Source organism: Sinimarinibacterium flocculans (genome assembly GCF_003201205.1).
GTDB lineage: Bacteria > Pseudomonadota > Gammaproteobacteria > Nevskiales > Nevskiaceae > Solimonas > Solimonas flocculans.
The window spans coordinates 522,690-541,914 of record NZ_QICN01000002.1; the positions used below are offsets into that span (position 1 = coordinate 522,690).

The following is a 19,225-nucleotide window of genomic DNA, read 5'->3' on the forward strand; positions in this document are numbered from 1 at the left end:
GTCTGCTGGAGCGGTTGTAAGCATGGGCGCTCCTAGCGCCCTGCGGCGACGCGTGTCGGACCGGCGTGGTCCGGAGCCGCGGCATAGGCCCTGTTGCGATACAGCCAGTCGCCGAGCACGGCCTGCACATGGAGATGCTCGCGTTCATCGGGACTCAGGGGCGAGCCCGGCAGCAGGCCGGAAAGAGTCACGCGCCAGCGTTCGGCGCGGCCTTGCGGGAGCAGCACGCGCAACTCGTCGGCCGTCAGCCAGGCAAAGCGATCGTCGAACTGCATCAGCGCGCGCGGCTCCGGACCATGGGCAGCGCCGAACTCGGGCAGCGCCGCCAGCAGGTCGCGCCCCGGAAACGGCAGGCCGGCATCGACACCGGCCAGCGACAGCAGGGTCGGTGCCAGATCGATCTGCGACGCCAGACTGCGCACGACCAGCGGCGCGACATCCGCACCGACGATCAGGCCGGGAATCTGGAAGCGCCGCAGCGGCACGACGGCGTCGCCGTAGACGCGCACGTCGTGATCCGCGACCACCAGCACCAGCGTGTCTTCGAACCAGGAACGCGTCGCCGCGTCGTCGAGAAAGCCGCCGAGTGCGAAGTCCGCGTAGCGGACTGCCCCGTCGGCCGTACCCGGCGCGCCGGCATCCGCCGGCAGAACGCCGGCCGGAAAGTCGAAGGGCTCGTGGTGCGAGGAGCTGAAGACCAGGTGAAAGAAGCTCTCGCCGCGCGCCGCGGCCGCGTCGGTCTCGGCCAGCGCGCGCGTGAACAGATCTTCGTCGGAGACGCCCCAGCTTCCGGTGTGCCGCGGGTCGACGAAGTCGCGGCGTTCGATCACCGCATCGAAGCCGTTGCCGAGGAAGAAGCCGCGCATGTTGTCGAAGTGCGCGCCGCCACCGTAGATGAAGCGGCTGCGATAGCCGGCCTCGCCCAGCACGCTGGCCAGCGTGGCGAAACCTTCCTGCGCCTTCTCGCGCTTGAGCACGGCAGGTGCCGGCGAAGGCGGAAACCCGGCGACGATGGCCTCGAGTCCGCGCGCCGAGCGCGTGCCGGTGGCATAGAGCTGATCGAACCAGATGCCGCGCGACGACCAGCGGTCGAGTTCCGGGGTCAGGCCGCGTCCGCCGAGCCGCGCCGAGAAGTCCGCACCGAGGCTCTCCTCGACGACGACGATCAGGTTCAGCGGCTGCGTCCGCCGTCGCTGCGCAATCTGCCGGTGCCAGGTCGGCTGCGCTTCCGAACCCGCGGCGAAACGGGCGTCCTCCCGCAACCACTCGTGCAGCTCGGCATCGTCGAGCCCGCCGTAGACGTCCTCGGCCGAGCGTTCGTGCCGCTGCGCGTACACCGCATAACCGAAGCCATAGGCGCTGTTGAGCGCGAGCTGGTTGAGCATCTGGTCCGGCCAGCGCGCGAACATCGCCGGATTGGCGGGGCGGTGATCGAGCGTGCCGCGGATCATCAGCACGTCCGCGACGAGCAGCAGCGGCCACAGCATCAGGCTCCACGCCGGCAACCGCAGGCCGGACGGCGGACCGGACAGCCAGCGCGGCAGCACGACGAGCGCCGCGAGCAGCGCGATACCGCCGGCGAGCAGCGGCGCGCGAAAGCCCGCCCACAGCATCGGCAGGATGCTGTCCCACTCGCGCAGATACTCCACGGCAAGGTGATTCGGGCGCGCCTCGTACTGCAGCAGGAAACTCGGCGTGCTCAGCTCCAGCAGCAGTAGCACGAGAACCAGCACGCCGATCCATGCGCGGCTCAGCATCCACCAGGCAGCAGCGGTGCGCGCCCCGGCGAGCAGCGGCCACAGCAGCACCGGCACGCTGAGCAGGATGCCGACGACGATCAGGTCGACGCGCAGCCCCAGCACCAGCAGCGTGCCGAGCTGGTCGGAAGCCCAGCGGTCGGCAAACCAGGCGAGCAACAGCAGGCGCGATGCCGTCAGGGCGATCAGGGTGGAAGCTGCCGTGATCGTCAGCAGCCGCGAGGCGGGAGAACGCAGGAAGGGAATCATGCGCAGCAGACTGCGCCAGCCGAGCTTGCCGGCCGGCTTGCGGCGTCATGACAGGAAATTCATCCGGTCGCGAACATGAACTTCCGTTCATGCTGTCGCCATCGGCCTGCGTGGCGGCATCCCGCATGCTCTGGTCTCGACCCGTCCGGAGATTCGCGTGAAAGCGTGGCTGTTGCTCGCATCCGCCCTGTTCACGACAACGACAGCGACGGCGGCGATGGCCGCCGACCGCCCCCCGGCAGCGCTGCAACCCGTCCTGCAGGCCGCAGAAGGGCGACCGGTCTACGTTGACTTCTGGGCCAGCTGGTGCGTGCCCTGCGCCCTGAGCTTTCCGTGGTTGAACTCGGTGCTGCACCGCTATGGCGGCGAGCTGGTCGTCGTCGGCGTGAACGTCGACGAGAAGCGCAGCGACGCCGACCGCTTCCTGATGCGCCATCCGGCCGAGTTCGAACTGATGTTCGATCCGGCCGGCGAGATCGCCGCACACTACCGGCTGCAAGGCATGCCGAGCGCCTTGCTGCTGAGCGCGAACGGCGAGGTCCTGTGGCAGCACAGCGGCTTTCGCAAGGACGAGATCCCCGACTACGAAGCCGCGATCCTGAGCGCCGTGCAATGACGACCGGAACGATTTTGCGCGCGCTCGCTGCGGCGCTCGCACTGTTGACGCTGTCCGCCTGCGTGACCGTGCAGCCGTGGCAACGCGGCACGCTTGCCCGCGATGACATGCGGCCCGGCGGCGAGCCCGCGCTGGCCGCCTTCGACGATCACACCTACTTCAGCAAGGAGGCCTCCAGCGGCGGCCGCAGCTTCGGTGGCGGAGGCTGCGGATGCAACTGAACTCTCCCCTCAATGCCGCCGCGCTCGCCCTGCTCGGCCTGAGCCAGGCGTCGGCCGCCGCCGACGCCGCCCCGGGCTGGTCCTTCGACACCTCGACGCTGGTCTACAGCGAGGCCGACGGCCGTGTGCAGGCCGCGGAACCGCGAGTCCGCGCGACACGCACCTGGGACAGCGGTCGCAGCGCGTCGCTCGGGCTGACGCTGGACACGCTGACCGGCGCGTCGCCGAACGGGGCGACGCCCAGTTCCGCGCCGCAGACCTTCACGACACCGTCGGGCAACGGCTCCTACACCATTGCCGCCGGCGAGACGCCGCTCGACGACACGTTCCGGGATACGCGCATCGCGCTCGATGCGAGCTTCAGCACGCCGCTGGGCACGCGCAACACGCTGACGACGACGCTGTTCGCATCCACCGAGTACGACTACCTGTCGATCGGCGCCGGCGCCACGATCGCGCGCGACTTCAACCTGCGCAACACGACCGTGAGTCTCGGCGTGAACGTGTCGCAGGACTCGATCGACCCGGTCGGCGGCGTGCCGCAAGCGCTGTCGCGGATGCCCGACGAGAACGAGCCGATCGGGCGCACGGAAGGCACGGAGTCGAAGCAGGTCTTCGACGTCCTGGCGAGCGTCACGCAACTGCTGTCGCCGGCCAGCCTGGTCACGCTGACCGCCTCGCTGAGCCTGTCCGACGGTTATCTCACCGATCCGTACAAGATCCTCTCGGTCGTCGGCACCGACGGCGAACCACTGCGCTATGTGTACGAGGGCCGTCCGGACTCGCGCTTCAAGCAGGCCGTCTACGGCGAGTACAAGCGCTTCGTTGCCGACCGCGACGCGTGGACGATCTCGCTGAGGCTGATGAGCGACGACTGGGGCGTGTTCTCGCAGACCGTCGACAGCACCTATCGCTGGAACTTCGGCGCGCGCGACTATCTCGAGCCGCATCTGCGCTACTACCGCCAGAGCGAGGCCGACTTCTACCGTGCGGCACTGTTCGACGGTGAGGAGAACGGGCTCGTCGAAGCCAGCGCCGACCCCCGGCTCGCCGCCTTCGACGCGATCACCATCGGGCTCAAGTACGGACACACCACCCGCGGCGGTCTGCCGTGGTGGGTCCGCCTGGAGGGCTACACCCAGCTCGGGCGTACCGCGGGCGTTCCCGCCGCTGCCGCCGACGGACTGTCGAAATTCGACCTCGAGCCCGAGTTGAACGCCGTGATGTTCACGGCGGGCTTCCGCTTCGACCGGTAACATGCTCGCGCACCTCGACGACGGCAGCCACGCCTGGCGCTTTCGCGCGATGGCCTCGCCCTGCGAGATCCTGCTCGACACCGGGGACGCCGCCCTCGCCGCACGCCTCGGCGCCCTGGCGCAGGCGGAGGCGCAGCGCATCGAGGCGAAGTGGAGCCGCTACCGGCCCGACAACCTCATGCACGCGATCAACACCGCCGGCGGCGCCGCGGTGGAGGTCGACGAAGAGACGGCGCGGCTGATCGACTACGGCGAGCACCTGCACCGGTTCAGCGAAGGCCGTTTCGACCTCACCTCCGGCGTGCTACGCCGGCTGTGGCGCTTCGACGGCAGCGAGTGCTGGGCGGACGCGGGCGACGTGGCGGCCGTGCTCGCGCGCGTCGGCTGGTCGCGCGTCGAATGGAACGGCCGCGCGATCCGCCTGCAGCCGGACATGGAGATCGACTTCGGCGGCATCGGCAAGGAGTACGCGGTCGACCGCTCGCTCACGCTGCTGCGCGACGCGACCGATGCGCCGCTGCTGGTCAACTACGGCGGCGACCTGGCGGCGAGCGGCCCGCGGCGCGATGGCACGCAATGGCAGGTGGGCATTCTCGACAGCACGGCCCGCATCCACCTGCGCAGCGGTGCGGTGGCCACCAGCGGATCGGCCTACCGTCATCTGTGGCATGCCGGGCGCCGCTACGGGCATCTGCTCGACGCACGCAGCGGTTACCCGGTCGCCGATGCGCCGCAGGCGGTGACCGTAGCCGCCCCGACGTGTTCCGCGGCCGGAGCGCTCAGCTCGCTGGCCCTGCTGCACGGCGTGGGGGCGCGCGGATTTCTCGAATTGCAGGGAGCCGACTACCATGTCCTCGACTGAAGGTGTCGCGGGCCCGCGCGACGCTGCGGACCGACGGATGCGCCTGCTGCTGATCGAGGACGATGCCGAACAGGCGCGCTTTGCGCTCAAGGCGCTGCGCGAGGCCGGGCACGTGGTCGACCATGCCGCCGACGGGCGCGAAGGGCTGTACCTGGCGCTGTCGGAAGGCTACGACCTGTGCGTGGTCGACCGCATGCTGCCCGGCATGGACGGCCTGGCGATCGTCGCCGCGATGCGTGCCGCGGAAAAGCGCACCCCGGTGATCATCCTGTCGGCGCTCGGGCAGGTGGACGACCGCGTCCGCGGCCTCAAGGCAGGCGGCGACGACTATCTGGTCAAGCCCTACGCGCTGGCCGAGCTGCTCGCGCGCATCGAGGCGCTGCTGCGTCGCGTACGCGACGACGGCCAGACCGACACCCGCCTGCAGGTCGGCGACCTGGAGATGGACCGCCTCGCCCGCACCGTGCGCCGCGGCAACCGCACGGTGGACCTCAAGCCGCTCGAGTACCGCCTGCTCGAATACCTGATGCAGCACGCCGGGCAGGTGGTGACGCGCACCATGCTGCTCGAAGGGGTCTGGGACTATCACTTCGACCCGCAGACCAACGTCATCGACGTGCACATCTCGCGCCTGCGCGCCAAGCTCGAACTGAGCGGCGAGATGCCCTTGATCCACACCGTCCGCGGCGCCGGCTACCGCATCTCCGCCGCGTGAGGACCTGGCCGCGCATCGGTCTGGCGATCCGCCTGACGCTGCTCAATGCAGGCATCGTCAGCCTGGCGATGCTGGCCGTCGTCGCGGTGATGGTGCTGACCTCGGAGCGTGCGATGCGCGAGCACCTGCGCGAAAGCGTGCTCGCCGAACTCGACGTGCTGGTCGCCGACTACGCCATCGACGGCTTCGAGGGAGTGATCGGCTTCATCGAGCAGCGCGAACATTTCCGCTCCGACCATCACGGGCGCAGCTATCGGCTGGAAGACGCGCAGGGTCGCTATCTCGCCGGCAGCTGGCCGCTGTGGCCCGGGGCCTTGCGGACCGACGGCAATATCCTGCGCGTACCCAACGACGCCCGCGACCCGCCGACGGAATGGTGGATCGCCGCCGCGAGCCTGCCGGGCGGCGGCCGCGTGCTGGTCGGTTTCGACAGCATCGAACTCAACGCCGTGATGCGCACCATCCATGGCGCCGCGGCGATGGTGCTGCTGATCACGCTCGGCCTGTCGCTGGCGCTGGGCGCGCTCATCCATCGCGCGGCGCTGGCGCCGATCGCGACCATCCGCCGCAGCGCCGAACAGATCATCGACGGCGACCTCAAGCACCGGATTCCGCTGGAGGGCAGCGGCGACGAGTTCGACGCCCTGGCCGCGACGCTGAACCGCATGCTCGACCGCATCAGCCGCCTGTTCGACGGCCTGCGCAGCAGCACCGAGGCCATCGCCCACGACCTGCGGTCGCCGCTGGCGCGCCACCGCTCACGCCTCGAACAGGCGCTGATCGAAGCCCCGCCCGACGATCCGCAGGCGGACTGGCTGCAATCGGCGGTGGACGAAGTCGACGAGGTGCTCGGCACCTTCCAGTCGCTGTTGCAGCTGTCCACGGTCGAGGCCGGGGCCGCGCGCGACGGATTCGACACCGTGTGCCTCGCCCGCATCGTCGCGGACGCGGCCTCGCTCTACGAGGCGCAGGCCGCGGCGCGCGGCATGACGCTGGCCTGCAGGAGTACGGACACGTGCACGATCCGCGGCGACCGGCATCTGCTGTTCCAGTCGGTGGTCAACCTGCTCGATAACGCGCTGAAGTACGGCGACGAAGGGCAGACCGTCGACCTGGACCTGCGCTGCGCCGACGGCTTCGCCACGATCACGGTCCGCAACCGGGGCAGCGGCTTTGCCGAACCCGAGCGGGCCTTCGACCGACTCTATCGCGGCGACCATGCGCGATCGGCACCGGGGCACGGCATGGGACTGACGCTGGTCCGTGCCATCGCGCGGCTGCACGGCGGCGATGCCGTGGCGCGCAACGTTGCGCACGGCGCCGAGGTGACGATCCGCCTGCCTGCAGCGCAAGCCGACTGACCCGCGAATCCGCTGCCTCGGAAAAGGCCTATCGCGCCGTCCGGGTGTGCGCCTCGATCATCTCCCGGATCATCGGATGATCGCGGAGCCCTTCCGTCCAGGGCTCGTGGAGCCAGAAGTACAGGTATGCCGGGCCTGGAGGATGGGTCAGGCGCGCCATCAGCTCCAGCGCTTCCTGGGAACGTCCCCCCATCGCGAGCACGCGCGCGCGTCCGATCAGGACCTGAAGCCGCTCCCAGCCGTCCTCGCGGGCGACCAGTTCGAGCGCGCGGTCGATGTCGGCGAGCGCCTCGTCGCTGCGTCCCAGACCGGCCAATGCCCAGGATCTGAACTGATAGTTGCGCGCGTGCGCAGGCACCCGGGCGATCTCCTCGTCCATCCACGACAGCGCCCGGCGATACGCCTCCTGCGCTTCCGCCGCGCGCCGCCCGGCGGCAAGGGCATCGCCAAGCAGCAGATCCTTGGGGTAGCGGCTGGCACGGTACTGCGCGATCCACGGACAGTCGCAGCGTTCGATCACGGCCTGCGCCTCGGCCGGACGCCCCAGCGCGTAAGCGAGGCGCAACCGCGAATCGAAGACCACGGGATTGCTGTCCAGCCCCTCCGGCACGGCGGCCAGCGTGGTCCGCAGTGACTCGATGTCGCCGGTCCACGCCTGGCGGAGGAAGGGCCGGAGCAGCAGCACGGTGGGATCGTCGGGCAACATGCGCTCCAGGATCTCGACCTGTGTCAGCGCATCGCTGAACCGGCGCTCGAACATGTACGCGTTGGCCAGGGCACCGCGGATCCAGCGCTGATTCGGGTCGAACTCCACCGCCTTTTCGAGCAGCTGTACCGCATCGGACCAGCGCGCCTGGTCCATGCGCATGTAGGCGAACAGTTCATAGGCATGCGCCGCACTGGGCATCAGTTCGAGCGTCCGCTTCAATGCCCGCTCGGCGCTGGCGTAGTCGCGCAGGCCCTCGTAGTAGTAGGCGCCCAGCTGCATATGGGTTTCCGGGAGGTCCGGCTGCAGGGCGAGCGCTGCGTCGAGGGCGCGACGCATCTGTGCCAGCCGCTGGGGGCTCGGATCGACGCCATCGCGATACCAGCTCATGTAGGTCCGCGCCAACGCGGCGTGGGCAAGCGCGAAGCCGGGGTCCAGCTCGATCGCCTGGGTCAGCAGCGTCTCCATGCCCTCGAGCACATCGGCGGTGTTGTACTGACTCTCGAGCGCCAGCATCTGCACATAGAGGTCGTAGGCCTGTGCATTGCGCGTCGGCGCAGCCGCCAGCTGCGCCATGTCCTTGGGGCTCAGCGCAATGTTCACGGCCGCAGCGACGCGCTGTGCGATGTCGCCCTGGATCGAGAAGATGTCGGCACCGCCGCGCTCGAAGGTCTCGGCCCAGATCTGGCTGGCGTCGCGCGCATCCACGAGTTGCGCGGTGATGCGCACGCGCCCGGCGTGACGCTGCACGGTGCCCTCGAGCGCATGCGTGACCCTGAGCTCGGCTGCGATCTCGTTGATCGGCTTGTCGGTCTCGCGGTACTGCATCACCGAGGTCCGGGAAATCACCTTCAGCTGATCGACCGTTGCCAGCCGGGTCAGGACGCTGTCGTGGATTCCGTCGGCGAAGTAGCGGTCGTGCTCCGCGGGGCTCAGATCGACGAACGGCAGCACGGCGATTGCGGTCGGGCCAGCGACCGCGGGCGCCGGGGTCCGGTCGCGCTCCCCCCACAGCACCAGCGTCGCCACCGCGGCGAGCAGCGCCGCGGCCACTCCCCACAGCAGGCTCGCGCGCGGACGCCGCCAGCTGCCGGGCAGCGGTGCCGGCGCGGTGGTGGCCAGGACGGCCTGCGCCGGTGCGCAGTAGACCCGCAACGGTCTTTCGACGCCCTTGAGCTGCATCTCGCCGCGATCCTCGATCTCGAGTTCGAGCTTGTTGTAGATCTGGTCGAAGACCATCCCCGACATCGCGATGCCGCCCTCCGGCGCCACCGCCTGCAGGCGGGATGCGAGGTTGACGCTGTCGCCGAAGAGCCCCTTGCCGGGCCTGACGATGTCGCCCACGTGGATGCCGATGCGCAGGGTGATTTGCTCTTCGGGGCTGCCGCCCGGCGACGAGCGGGCCAGTTGCTGCTGCAGCGCAATGGCGCACTCCACCGCACGCAGGCCGCTCGAGAATTCGATCAGGAATGCATCGCCGATGACTTCGACTTCCCTGCCGCCGTAACCGGACAGGCAGGCGCGCACGATCCGGCGCTGCCGCTGCAGCAGCTTGAGCCCGAGTGCTTCGTTGCGTTGCACCAGGGCGGTGTAACCGACCATGTCGGTGAACATGATGGCGGCCAGCCGCCGCGACCGCTGGTGGGTCTGCGGCGGCGGTGGCGCCGCCACCGTGGTCGGTTCGGTCTGCAACGGCACGCCGGGCGCAGGTGTGGAGTCGCGCACCACCGGCACCCCGAGCCGATAGCCGTAGCCGTGAACGGTGCGGATGATGGTCTGGCCCTGGTCCCCGAAGGCTTCACGCAGCTTGGCGACGCAGCTGGTGAATGCCGAATCGCTGAGGATCCGTCCGGGCCAGATCGCCGCGATCAACTCGTCCTTGCGCACCAGACGCTCGGGGTTGCGCAGCAGGTGCAGCAACAGTTCGAGGGGTTTGCGCTCGAGCTTCACCGGCTGTCCGTCGACCTCCAGCGCCAGTGCGGCTTCGTCGAGCCGTGCGTTCGCAAACCGCCATACCCCCGGCGACGGTGGCCGCTGCTTCAGGCTTCCATCATCCCCCTCGCTCACGACGACTGATCTCCACGGGCCTGCGCACGACAAAAAAGGTCGACAACTCACAGACTTACATCGGCGGCAAATTCTAGGCGTTTTTCAGGGGTTTTCGCGAAGCATCCGCAAACGCCGCCGCCCAAGGTGGGGCCCGAACCCGGCCGCAGCCGGCACCCAGGCGGAGCCCGACACCATGAACCCTTCGACGATGCCGTTGACGATTGATCCGACCGCACCCGCTTTCGCCTTGAGCGGGGCGCTTCCCGGCCTGGGGCACGGCGTGATGCTGGCCTCGGTCGCCTGTGCGATCGCCCTGTGCTGGTTCCTGTGGAGCCCCGGCACCCGCGCGAAACTGCCGCCGCGCCGCCCGTCGCGAGCCCTGCCCCTGCCGCCTGTGTCGGCCAGCCGTGGCAAGGCACTGCCGCCGCGGGCGATCCCGCAGCTGCTGGTCGTCGTGATCGTGCTTGCAGGAGCGGGCCTGAGCTGCGCCTGCGACGGTGTCGCGGTGTCGGTGCCTGCCGCGGAACACGCCAAGGCTCCCGGTCTGATCTGGACCCGCGTCGTCTCCGGCCCGTCCGCCTTGCCCGAGGCCTGTCGCCAGCAGCGCGCCGAGAGCTTTCCGCAGATCGTCCAGCATCCGCTGGAGCCGCAACGGCTGTCGGTCGTCTACTTCCAGGACGGCAACCTGTCCGCGGTCGGCGCCGCCTCGACCGATGGCGGCCACAGCTGGTGGCGGGCCCCCATCAGCGATGCCAGCGCCTGCGCCGGCGGCCCGGATCGCCGCGATCGCCTGTTCAATCCGCTGATTGCGGCATCCGCCGATGGCTGGGTCTATTTCGGCGCCTCGCACGGCCGGGTCAGCGCCCATGCCAGCGTCGACGCCGCCGGGGCCTGGAACCGCGGCGTGGAACCGGGGACGCTGCCGCCCGAGGATGCGGCCGAGAACCTCAACCTGCTCGCGGATCCGCAGCAGCCCGGTCGGGTACAGGCACTGTGGACGCAGTTCGACTACCCGGCGCCCGAGCCGTTTCCGCTGTTCACGTCCAGCGCGCTGCGCACCTCCGCCTCGTCCGATCACGGCCGGACCTTCGGCCCGGACCGCTTGGCCGCGCGCGCGCCGCTCGGCAGCCTGATCATCAACGGCCGGCTGGCACGCGCCAGCGACGGTGCGATGCTCGCCTGCTACGACAGCGTGCCGGCGCTGATGCTGATCAACTCGTTCACGCTGCGTCGCACCGCGTTCTCGGTCTTCTGCACACGCTCGAACGACGGCGAGCAGTGGACGGCACCGGTCCCGGCAGGGCCGTCGGTCTTCCTGCCGCTGCCGGATCCGGAGGGCGTCGAGACCGCCGGCGCCGAGTCCGGGGGCATCGCCTTCTCCGCGAAGTTCGATCTGGCCACGGGCCCCGAAGGGATGGCGGCGCTGGTGCACGCGGACCTGCAGGACGGCGTCGGCCAGCTCAAGCTGGCACTGTCGGGCGACGGCGGCCGGAGCTGGGGGCCGTCCGCTGTCGTCATCGAGCGCGACGCGCCGCTGTTCATGCCCGCCGTGGCGATCGATGCGCAAGGCGGCATCGGCCTGTTCTGGTACGACTGGACCCGCGACCGCGCTGGCGACGAGCCGCTGTCGACCGATGCCTGGTTTGCCTGGTCCGCCGACCTCGGTGCCAGCTGGACCGTGCGTCATCTGGCGGGCCCATTCGACCTGCGTGCGGCCTACGACGCCACACTGGGCTATGACGGCGGCGCGCTCGGCGCCTACCAGGACCTGGTCGCGATGAGCGAAGGCTTCGGCGCGGTGTTCACCGTGGGTCCGCCGCTGGCCACCGATGGCGGCACCGACGTGCTGTTTGCGCGACTGCAGGCCGAATGAAGTCCCGCGGCTTCAGAACACCTGGCGCACGCGGGCGTACCACTGCATGCCCGGGAGCTCGTAGGTCGACGCGTCGAAGGCGTTGTAGAAATTGGTATAGGACGCCGGCGGATCGCGGTCGAACAGATTGCGCACGCCCAGGGCCAGGCTGGTGCCGCTGCGTTCCAGCTCGTGGCCGATCTGGACGTCGTGGTAGACGACCGAAGGCAGGCGGTTGCGCGACGCCTGCGGATTCCCGGGCTGCCCCTGCGAGCACAGGCCGAGCGCGGTGTACGAAGGCTCCAGGCCATCGTCGCAGTCTTCGCTCATCGCGCCGATGTAGCGCGTTCCCCAGACGCCGGTCCACGCGGCCTGACGCCAGACCAGCTCGGCATTGACCCGCCAGCGCGGAAACGCCTGGGTCGCCGTGGCCGTGCCCTGCCGCTCGGTGCGGCGCAGGTCACCGTCTCCGGCAACGGTGATCTGTTGATCCCGCCAGAGATAGGACGCGCTGACGCGTGCGCTCAGATCGGCGGCAGGCCCCGCCCGGAAGCCGCCGTAGCGCCAGGCGAAGTCGAAGCCCTGGACACGTCGCGAGCCGATGTTGAGCGGCTGGAAGCGCAGTTCCGAGATCGCACCGCTTTCGGCGTCGCGCGAAACCAGCGTGCAGGTCCTGCTTGCGCTGCGCTCCAGATGGCAGGCGTCGAGGATCCGCTGCGGATCGAGCAAGGTGATCGCGTTCTCGATCTCGATCCGGTAGCCGTCGAGCTCGAACTCCATGGCCGGCCAGCGCGCCGGACTGAAGACCATGCCGGCCGACAGGCTGCGCGAGCGCTCCGGCTCCAGCTCCGGATTGCCGCCGTCGCGTACCGGCACCGTCGCACCCTGCTCATAGTTCGGCGGAACACCGGCAGCCCGGCAGCTGTCCTGCACCTCCGCGCTCTGCGGTTGCCCCCCTCGCAGACCGGCGTAGTCGGAACAAGGGTCGACGAGGTCGGAGCGATTGAACTGCGCCGACGACAGGAACAGATCGGAGATCGACGGCGCGCGAAACGCGGTCGAGTGCGAGATCCGCATCAGCACGTCGTCGACCGGCTGCCACCGCAGCCCGAGCCGGAAGGTCGTCGCCTCCAGTCCGCCGGCATAGCGCGAATGTCTCAGCGCCGCACCGAGGTCGAGACGGCTCATGAACCGGCGATCGAGCGCCAGCGGCGTCTCGGTCTCGACATAGGACTCGAAAGCCTCGACGCCCCCCGCGGTCGGCGCAAAGCAGCTCGCGCTCACACAGCGCACGATCAGCTCATCCGGCTGGTCGCGGTAGGACTCGCGGCGATACTCCAGCCCCGCAGCCAGCTTCACCGGGTATCGCAGCAGGCCCGGCAGTTCGCCGCTCACGCCGGCGTGCACCCCGGTCAGGTCCTGCCGCTTGCGATAGCTGCTCTGGTAGCTGACGTAGTCGAGCATCTGCGGGCTGATCGCGCCGGGCGCGCCGAGAATGTTGAGCGGGACGCAGCCCGGAGCCGCGTCGCAGCCGGCACGCGGCCCGAGCGCCAGCGCGAGATGCTCCAGGTTGAGCGCGCGCTGGGTCGGTGCGTTGCGGCTCTGCGCGTACAACGAATCGATCGACCACAGCAGGGCCGACGAGAACAGCGGCAGAACGCCATCGACGCCGATGACGGCACGGTAACTGTCATTGGTCGCGTCGACGATGTTGGGCATGGCCTCGGAAATCGCCTTGAGCACGATGCCGCTGCCGACGCCGCTGGCATCGCCGCGACCCAGGTCCTGTCCGAAGGGGTTGAAGGGCTGGTCGGCCGCCAGGAATATCCGGTCGAAGCGTTCGGGAGCAAAGTCGCCGAACTGGGTCAGCAGCAGTCCGTTCTGCTCGATGCGCCGGTGCGCGTACAGCAGCTCGGTACGCAGCCGGGTGTCGCCGAAACGCCGTGACAGCGCGCCGAAGACCGTCGCCTGTTCGTCCGGATAGCGCAGGTGCAGCAGCGGGTTCGGATCGTAGAGATCGTTGACCGCCGGATCGGCGGAGCGGTCGTCATACGGTTCGTAGCGGTCGGCGACGCTCGCAGTCGATTCTCCCGGCTCGCCGGTGATGGTCTGCCCGGGCCGCAGAATCATCTGGCAGAACGCCTGCCCCGAGGACTCGTCGACCGGACACAGCGCCGGCCCGAGCAGATTCGCATTCTCCTGCGTCGGCACGAACAGCAGGGTCCCTCGCGGCGTCTGCGGAAAGCCGCGGGTCTGCGCGGCTCCGAAACGGTAGAACTGCGTCAGTTCGCGTTCGCCGTTGGTAATGCCCCCCTGCCGGCGCAGGCCGATGTCGAGGAGCAGCGAGGTGACGCGGCCGACCTGGCCCCAGGTGAGCCCCAGGTCCTGCTGCGTTCCTCCGTCGGCATAGGCGCCGGTCTGCGCGCGCGCCTCCCAGCCGGCATGCGCCTGACGCAGGATGATATTCACGACCCCGGCAACCGCGTCCGAGCCATAGACGGCGGACGCTCCGTCCTTGAACACCTCGATGCGCTCGACCAGATGCAGCGGAATCGTGTTCAGGTCGACCGAGGACGTCGAGCGAAAGTACATGCCGCCGACCCAGCGGCGCCCGTTGACCAGGACCAGAACCCTCTGCGACCCGAGGTTGCGCAGATCGACCTCCGCTCCCGCAACCTCGCTGTTCGACACCGAGGCGTTCGCCGCCGACCCCGCGACGGTCAGGCGCTGCAGCAGGTCGGCCAGGGAGCTCGCGCCGGTGCGATCGATGCCGGCGCGATCCAGGACGAGCAGGGGCTGCGCCGTCTGCGTATCGATGCCGCGCAGGCGGGTCCCCGTCACTTCGATCGTGTCCAGTTCGGTCGGGGCCGCAACGCCGGCAACGGCCGCCTCGGCCGACAGGGGCTCCACCGGAATCACGTCATACCCGTGACCGTGCGGAGAAGCGACGCATAGCCCTGCGCCGATGGCCACGGCCAGCGCCGTCAACGCCCGGCGACGTTTGCGCTTCGATCCCCCGCTGCCCATTGCCTGCCCCTCCCACAGTGCTCATGCAGTATTGATGATCCGGTTTGCCGCAGTCGACTTCGCAGGCGGGGCGCGGAAGCCGCCCGCGTGAACCAGTCGACAGTGCCGACGTGGCTGTGCGACGACGCGCGCGTCCGTGCGCCCCTTGCTTGCGCCATCGGATCGACACGTCCATCCTGCGGCGGTTGCCTGACCGAGCCTCGCAGAGGATTCCGATGAAAGCATCCGACCTGTTCGTCCGCTGTCTCGAAGCCGAAGGCGTGAAGTTCATCTTCGGCATTCCCGGAGAAGAGAATCTCGACCTGCTGGAATCGCTGCGCGAATCGCAGATCCAGCTCATCCTTACGCGGCACGAGCAGGCCGCCGGCTTCATGGCGACCACCGTCGGCCGCCTCACGGGCAAGGCCGGCGTCTGCCTGGCGACGCTGGGTCCGGGTGCGACCAACTTCGTTACCGCCGCCGCCTATGCGCAGCTCGGCGCGATGCCGATGGTGATGATCACCGGGCAGAAGCCGATCCGCGTCAGCAAGCAGGCGCACTTCCAGATCGTCAACGTGGTCGCGATGATGCGGCCGCTGACCAAGGGCACCTGGCAGATCGTCTCGCCGGACAACATCCCGGCGCGCATCCGCGAATCCTTCCGGCGTGCCGAGGAGGAACGGCCGGGCGCGACGCACCTGGAGCTGCCGGAGGACATCGCCGCCGAGCTGACGGGCACGCGCCCGATCAAGGGCAGCTACGTGCGCCGACCGGTTGCCGAGGACAAGGCGATCGCCGCCGCTGCCGCCGCCATCGCCAAGGCGCGACGGCCGCTGCTGATGATCGGCGCCGCCGCCAACCGCAAGACGACGGCGAAGATGCTCTGCGAGTTCCTCACCGAGCACGGCATTCCGTTCTTCACGACGCAGATGGGCAAGGGCGTCGTCGACGAGGGCCACCCGCTGTACCTCGGCTGCGCGGCACTGTCCGACCACGATTTCCTGCACCGCGCGATCGACCACGCCGACCTGATCGTCAACATCGGCCACGACGTCGTCGAGAAGCCGCCCTTCTTCATGCGCAATGCGCAGAAGCAGGTCATCCACATCAACTTCAACACTGCCGAAGTCGATCCGGTCTACTTCCCGCAGACCGAGGTCATCGGCGACATCGCCAACAGCCTGTGGCGCCTGAAGTCCGCGATCCCGAAGGATCACAAGCCCTGGGACCTGGGCTTCTTCATGAACGTGAAGGAGCATCTCGACGCGCACATCCTGCAGGACGTGAACGACCCGCGCTGGCCGATCTATCCGCAGCGCATGGTCGGCGACGTGCGCAAGGCGATGCCGGACGACGGCGTCATCTGCCTGGACAACGGCGTCTACAAGATCTGGTTCGCCCGCAACTACCGCGCACGCAAGCCCAACACGGTGCTGCTCGACAATGCGCTGGCGACGATGGGCGCCGGCCTGCCGTCGGCCATCGCGGCCAAGCTGTGCTTCCCGCAGCGCAAGGTCATGGCCGTCTGCGGCGACGGCGGCTTCATGATGAACTCGCAGGAGCTGGAGACCGCGGTGCGTCTGAAGCTCGATCTGGTGGTGCTGATTCTCAACGACAACGCCTACGGCATGATCAAGTGGAAGCAGGCACACATGGGCTTCGACAACTTCGGACTCGATTACGGCAACCCGGATTTCGTCAAGTACGCCGAGTCGTACGGTGCGAAGGGTCACCGCCCGGAGAGCAGCGAGGCGTTCCTGCCGCTGCTGGAGCGTTGCCTCGACGAGCCCGGCGTGCACGTGATCGACCTGGCCATCGACTACAGCGACAACGACCGCGTGCTCAACCACGAGATCCGCGAGCAGAGCGCGCAGGTGTGAGCGCTGTGGATGTCGTTCGCGCCGAGTGCCGCGCGATGCGGGGCTACTCGACATGAACGGATCGTACGACGCACTGGATCGATGAAGGAGATTCCGATGCTACGCCCCCACTACCCCTTCTGGCTCGCCAACAAGGCCGAGCAGCCGAATACCGATCTGGTCGTGACCGACAAGTACAGCGGCCAGGAAGCGACACGGGTCGCGCTCGCCGTCGGCAGTGACATCGACCGCGCGATCGCCGCCGCGCATGCCGCGCTGCCGGCGATGGCGCGCTACCCGGCGCACAAGCGGCAATCCGTGTTGCGCCACTGCGCGGCGCGCTTCAGGGAGCGGCACGAGGAACTGTCGCAGGCGTTGTGCATCGAGGCGGGCAAGCCGATCAAGGATGCGCGCGGCGAAGTCACCCGCCTGGTCGACACCTTCAATCTCGCCGCCGACGAATGTTCGCGCGAGATCGGCAGCGTGCTGAGCATGGAGGTCACGGCACGCTCCGAGGGATACCGCGGGATGTACAAGCGCGTGCCCATCGGCGTGGTCTCGCTGATCTCGCCGTTCAACTTTCCGCTGAACCTTGCCGCGCACAAAGTCGCGCCGGCGATCGCCGCCGGCTGCCCGTTCGTGCTCAAGCCGGCCAGCCGCACGCCGATCGGTGCGCTGATCATCGGCGAGGTGCTGGCCGAGACCGATCTGCCCGAGGGCGCCTTCTCGATCCTGCCGTGCGCACGCGACGGTGCCGACCTGTTCACCACCGACGAGCGCTTCAAGCTGCTGTCGTTCACCGGCTCGCCCGGTGTCGGCTGGGACCTGAAGGCACGCGCCGGCAAGAAGAAGGTGGTCCTCGAACTCGGCGGCAATGCCGGCTGCATCGTCGCTGCCGACGCCGACCCGGAGAAAGTGATCCCGCGCATCGTGTTCGGCGCGTACTACCAGTCCGGCCAGAGCTGCATCTCGGTGCAGCGCATCCTCATTCACGAGTCGCGCTACGCCGAGTACCGCGACAAGCTCACCGCTGCGGTCAAGGCGCTCAGGCACGGCGACCCGCGCAAGGAAGACACCTTCATCGGACCGATGATCGCCGAGTCCGAAGCACGACGGCTCGAAGGCTGGATCACCGACGCCGTCGACAAGGGGGCGACGCTGCTGTGCGGTGGCACGCGCGAGGGCGCGATGCTGCAGGCGGCGCTGCTCGAGAACGTGCCCGGCGGCTGCGCCCTCAATGCGGAGGAGGCGTTCGGCCCGGTGGCCGTCATCGCACCGTACACCGATTTCGACGCCGCGCTGGAGACCATCAACGACAGCGCCTTCGGCCTGCAGGCCGGCGTGTTCACCAGCAATGTCCACGACGCGATGAAGGCCTGGGACCGTCTCGACGTCGGCGGCGTCGTGATCGGCGACGTGCCGTCGTGGCGCGTCGACCACATGCCCTACGGCGGCGTGAAGGATTCCGGCCTTGGCCGCGAGGGCGTGCGCTACGCCATCGAGGACATGACGGAACTGCGCCTGCTGGTCATCCGCGACCCGGCCTAGGGCGGCGGCACGGCGGCGGCGACGCCCTGCCGACCGCCTGTCGGCTCGCCAGGAACGGTGCATGGACGGCCGATCCGTCTGCGCTATGCTGTGGTCGTACGGTTAATTGCGGTTAAGCGAACAGTCCGGCGCTGCACGGTTGCAGGCCTGCGACGAGTAGCCCGCTCATCCAGGCCCCGGCCGCTGTGGCAGCACGGCGACCAGAGAGGAGACTGCGATGAAAATGACCCGTTACTTCTTCCTGAGCGACGATCTCGACGATCTCGAACACCTCGAGGAAGAGCTGGAAAGCGCCGGCGTCGTCACGCCGCAGATTCACCTGCTGACCAACGACGACCGCTCCGCGGACGAGCATCATCACCTGCACCAGGTGACATCCTTCATGAAGAAGGACGTGATCCATTCCGGCCTGATCGGCCTCGCGCTCGGGGCCTGCGCGGCGATCCTGGTGCTGGGCGTGGCGTGGAGCGCCGGCTGGACCGAGACCGCAGCCGGCTGGGTGCCGTTCATCTTCCTGGCGGTCGTCCTGCTCGGCTTCTGCACCTGGGAAGGCGGCTTCATCGGACTGCAGACGCCGAACGTGCATTTCAAGCACTTCAGCAAGGCGCTCGAGGAAGGCAAGCACGTGTTCTTCGTCGATCTCGAACCCGAGCAGGCGAAGATCCTCGAGAGCGTGGTCAGGAAGCACCCGCGCCTGGCGGCAGCCGGAACCGCAGCAGGAGCGCCGAGCTGGATCGTCTTCGGGCAGCACCGCCTCACCCGGTTCTTCACCCGGACATTCCCGTAGTCGCAGCCGGCGAACCCGCGCGTCCTTGCGGCGCGCGGGTTTTTCGTGCGCGTCAGTTCAGCAGGAAGCGCAGTCGCGCGATCAGGGTGTAGTTCGACTCGATCGCCATCAGGCCCATGAACACGATGAGCACGCCGGGCGGGATCAGGATCGCGCAGGCGATCGCCATGCGCTCCCACATCATGTGCATGAACACGGCGATGATCAGGCCGGCCTTGAGCAGCATGAACAGGCAGATCAGCGACCAGCGCAGCAGTCCTTCGAAGCCGACGTAGTCGACCATGTACGACAGCACGCTGAGGACGAACAGCAGGCCCCAGATCCACAGGTAGGTGCTCAGCGGATGCTGCTGCTGCGCTTGGTCGTGTGCCATGGCTGCCT

At 68.7% G+C, this 19,225-nt stretch carries 14 protein-coding genes; 10 read left to right on the plus strand and 4 right to left on the minus strand.

Features of this window, described 5'->3' with window-relative positions:
* Positions 1-32: 32 nt before the first annotated feature.
* The gene (locus C8D93_RS06170; protein ID WP_110264276.1) at positions 33-2,006 is read right to left on the minus strand and encodes an LTA synthase family protein; all 1,974 of its coding nucleotides are present in this window, start codon (positions 2,004-2,006) and stop codon (positions 33-35) included.
* Positions 2,007-2,163: 157 nt separating this feature from the next.
* On the opposite strand from C8D93_RS06170, the gene C8D93_RS06175 reads away from it, so the two are divergent.
* The 6 genes from C8D93_RS06175 to C8D93_RS06200 are packed head-to-tail and all read left to right on the plus strand — an operon-like array spanning position 2,164 to position 7,037.
* Positions 2,164-2,622: a TlpA family protein disulfide reductase gene (locus tag C8D93_RS06175; RefSeq protein ID WP_146216527.1), complete on the plus strand. Its 459-nt coding sequence runs from the start codon at positions 2,164-2,166 to the stop codon at positions 2,620-2,622.
* Entirely contained in the window at positions 2,619-2,843 is a 225-nt protein-coding gene (locus C8D93_RS06180) for a DUF4266 domain-containing protein (RefSeq protein ID WP_110264278.1), read from the plus strand. The genes C8D93_RS06175 and C8D93_RS06180 overlap by 4 nt, the downstream gene beginning before the upstream one ends.
* On the plus strand, positions 2,834-4,099 hold the full coding sequence (locus C8D93_RS06185) for a DUF3570 domain-containing protein (RefSeq protein WP_110264279.1): 1,266 nt from the start codon (positions 2,834-2,836) through the stop codon (positions 4,097-4,099). The genes C8D93_RS06180 and C8D93_RS06185 overlap by 10 nt, the downstream gene beginning before the upstream one ends.
* Position 4,100: 1 nt before the next feature.
* A complete protein-coding gene (locus tag C8D93_RS06190; RefSeq protein WP_110264280.1) occupies positions 4,101-4,961 on the plus strand; it encodes an FAD:protein FMN transferase in 861 nt (286 codons plus the stop codon).
* A gap of 37 nt (positions 4,962-4,998) precedes the next feature.
* On the plus strand, positions 4,999-5,676 hold the full coding sequence (locus tag C8D93_RS06195; RefSeq protein WP_110264281.1) for a response regulator transcription factor: 678 nt from the start codon (positions 4,999-5,001) through the stop codon (positions 5,674-5,676).
* A complete protein-coding gene (locus tag C8D93_RS06200) occupies positions 5,673-7,037 on the plus strand; it encodes a sensor histidine kinase (RefSeq protein WP_110264282.1) in 1,365 nt (454 codons plus the stop codon). Before C8D93_RS06195 ends, C8D93_RS06200 begins: the two co-directional genes overlap by 4 nt.
* Positions 7,038-7,065: 28 nt before the next feature.
* On the opposite strand, the gene C8D93_RS06205 is transcribed toward C8D93_RS06200, so the two are convergent.
* Entirely contained in the window at positions 7,066-9,810 is a 2,745-nt protein-coding gene (locus C8D93_RS06205) for an adenylate/guanylate cyclase domain-containing protein (protein WP_146216528.1), read from the minus strand.
* A gap of 175 nt (positions 9,811-9,985) precedes the next feature.
* Between C8D93_RS06205 and C8D93_RS06210 the strand changes: the two genes are divergently transcribed.
* Positions 9,986-11,665 (plus strand): hypothetical protein, encoded by a 1,680-nt coding sequence (locus tag C8D93_RS06210; protein WP_146216529.1) that lies wholly within the window; start codon positions 9,986-9,988, stop codon positions 11,663-11,665.
* Between the two features lie 12 nt (positions 11,666-11,677).
* On the opposite strand, the gene C8D93_RS06215 is transcribed toward C8D93_RS06210, so the two are convergent.
* The gene (locus C8D93_RS06215) at positions 11,678-14,554 is read right to left on the minus strand and encodes a TonB-dependent receptor plug domain-containing protein (protein ID WP_170123923.1); all 2,877 of its coding nucleotides are present in this window, start codon (positions 14,552-14,554) and stop codon (positions 11,678-11,680) included.
* 332 nt (positions 14,555-14,886) lie between these two features.
* On the opposite strand from C8D93_RS06215, the gene C8D93_RS06220 reads away from it, so the two are divergent.
* The 3 genes from C8D93_RS06220 (at position 14,887) to C8D93_RS06230 (ending at position 18,844) form a co-directional block, all read left to right on the plus strand.
* Positions 14,887-16,530 carry an acetolactate synthase large subunit gene (locus C8D93_RS06220; protein WP_110264286.1) on the plus strand — a complete coding sequence of 548 codons (1,644 nt, stop codon included), beginning with the start codon at positions 14,887-14,889 and terminating at the stop codon, positions 16,528-16,530.
* 96 nt (positions 16,531-16,626) lie between these two features.
* Entirely contained in the window at positions 16,627-18,057 is a 1,431-nt protein-coding gene (locus C8D93_RS06225; RefSeq protein ID WP_110264371.1) for an aldehyde dehydrogenase family protein, read from the plus strand.
* 223 nt (positions 18,058-18,280) lie between these two features.
* On the plus strand, positions 18,281-18,844 hold the full coding sequence (locus C8D93_RS06230; RefSeq protein ID WP_110264287.1) for an NAD/FAD-utilizing enzyme: 564 nt from the start codon (positions 18,281-18,283) through the stop codon (positions 18,842-18,844).
* A 52-nt stretch (positions 18,845-18,896) separates the two neighbouring features.
* Here the strand turns inward: C8D93_RS06230 and C8D93_RS06235 are convergent, their stop codons facing one another.
* Positions 18,897-19,217 carry a cytochrome C oxidase subunit IV family protein gene (locus tag C8D93_RS06235; RefSeq protein WP_110264288.1) on the minus strand — a complete coding sequence of 107 codons (321 nt, stop codon included), beginning with the start codon at positions 19,215-19,217 and terminating at the stop codon, positions 18,897-18,899.
* Between the last annotated feature and the right edge of the window lie 8 nt (positions 19,218-19,225).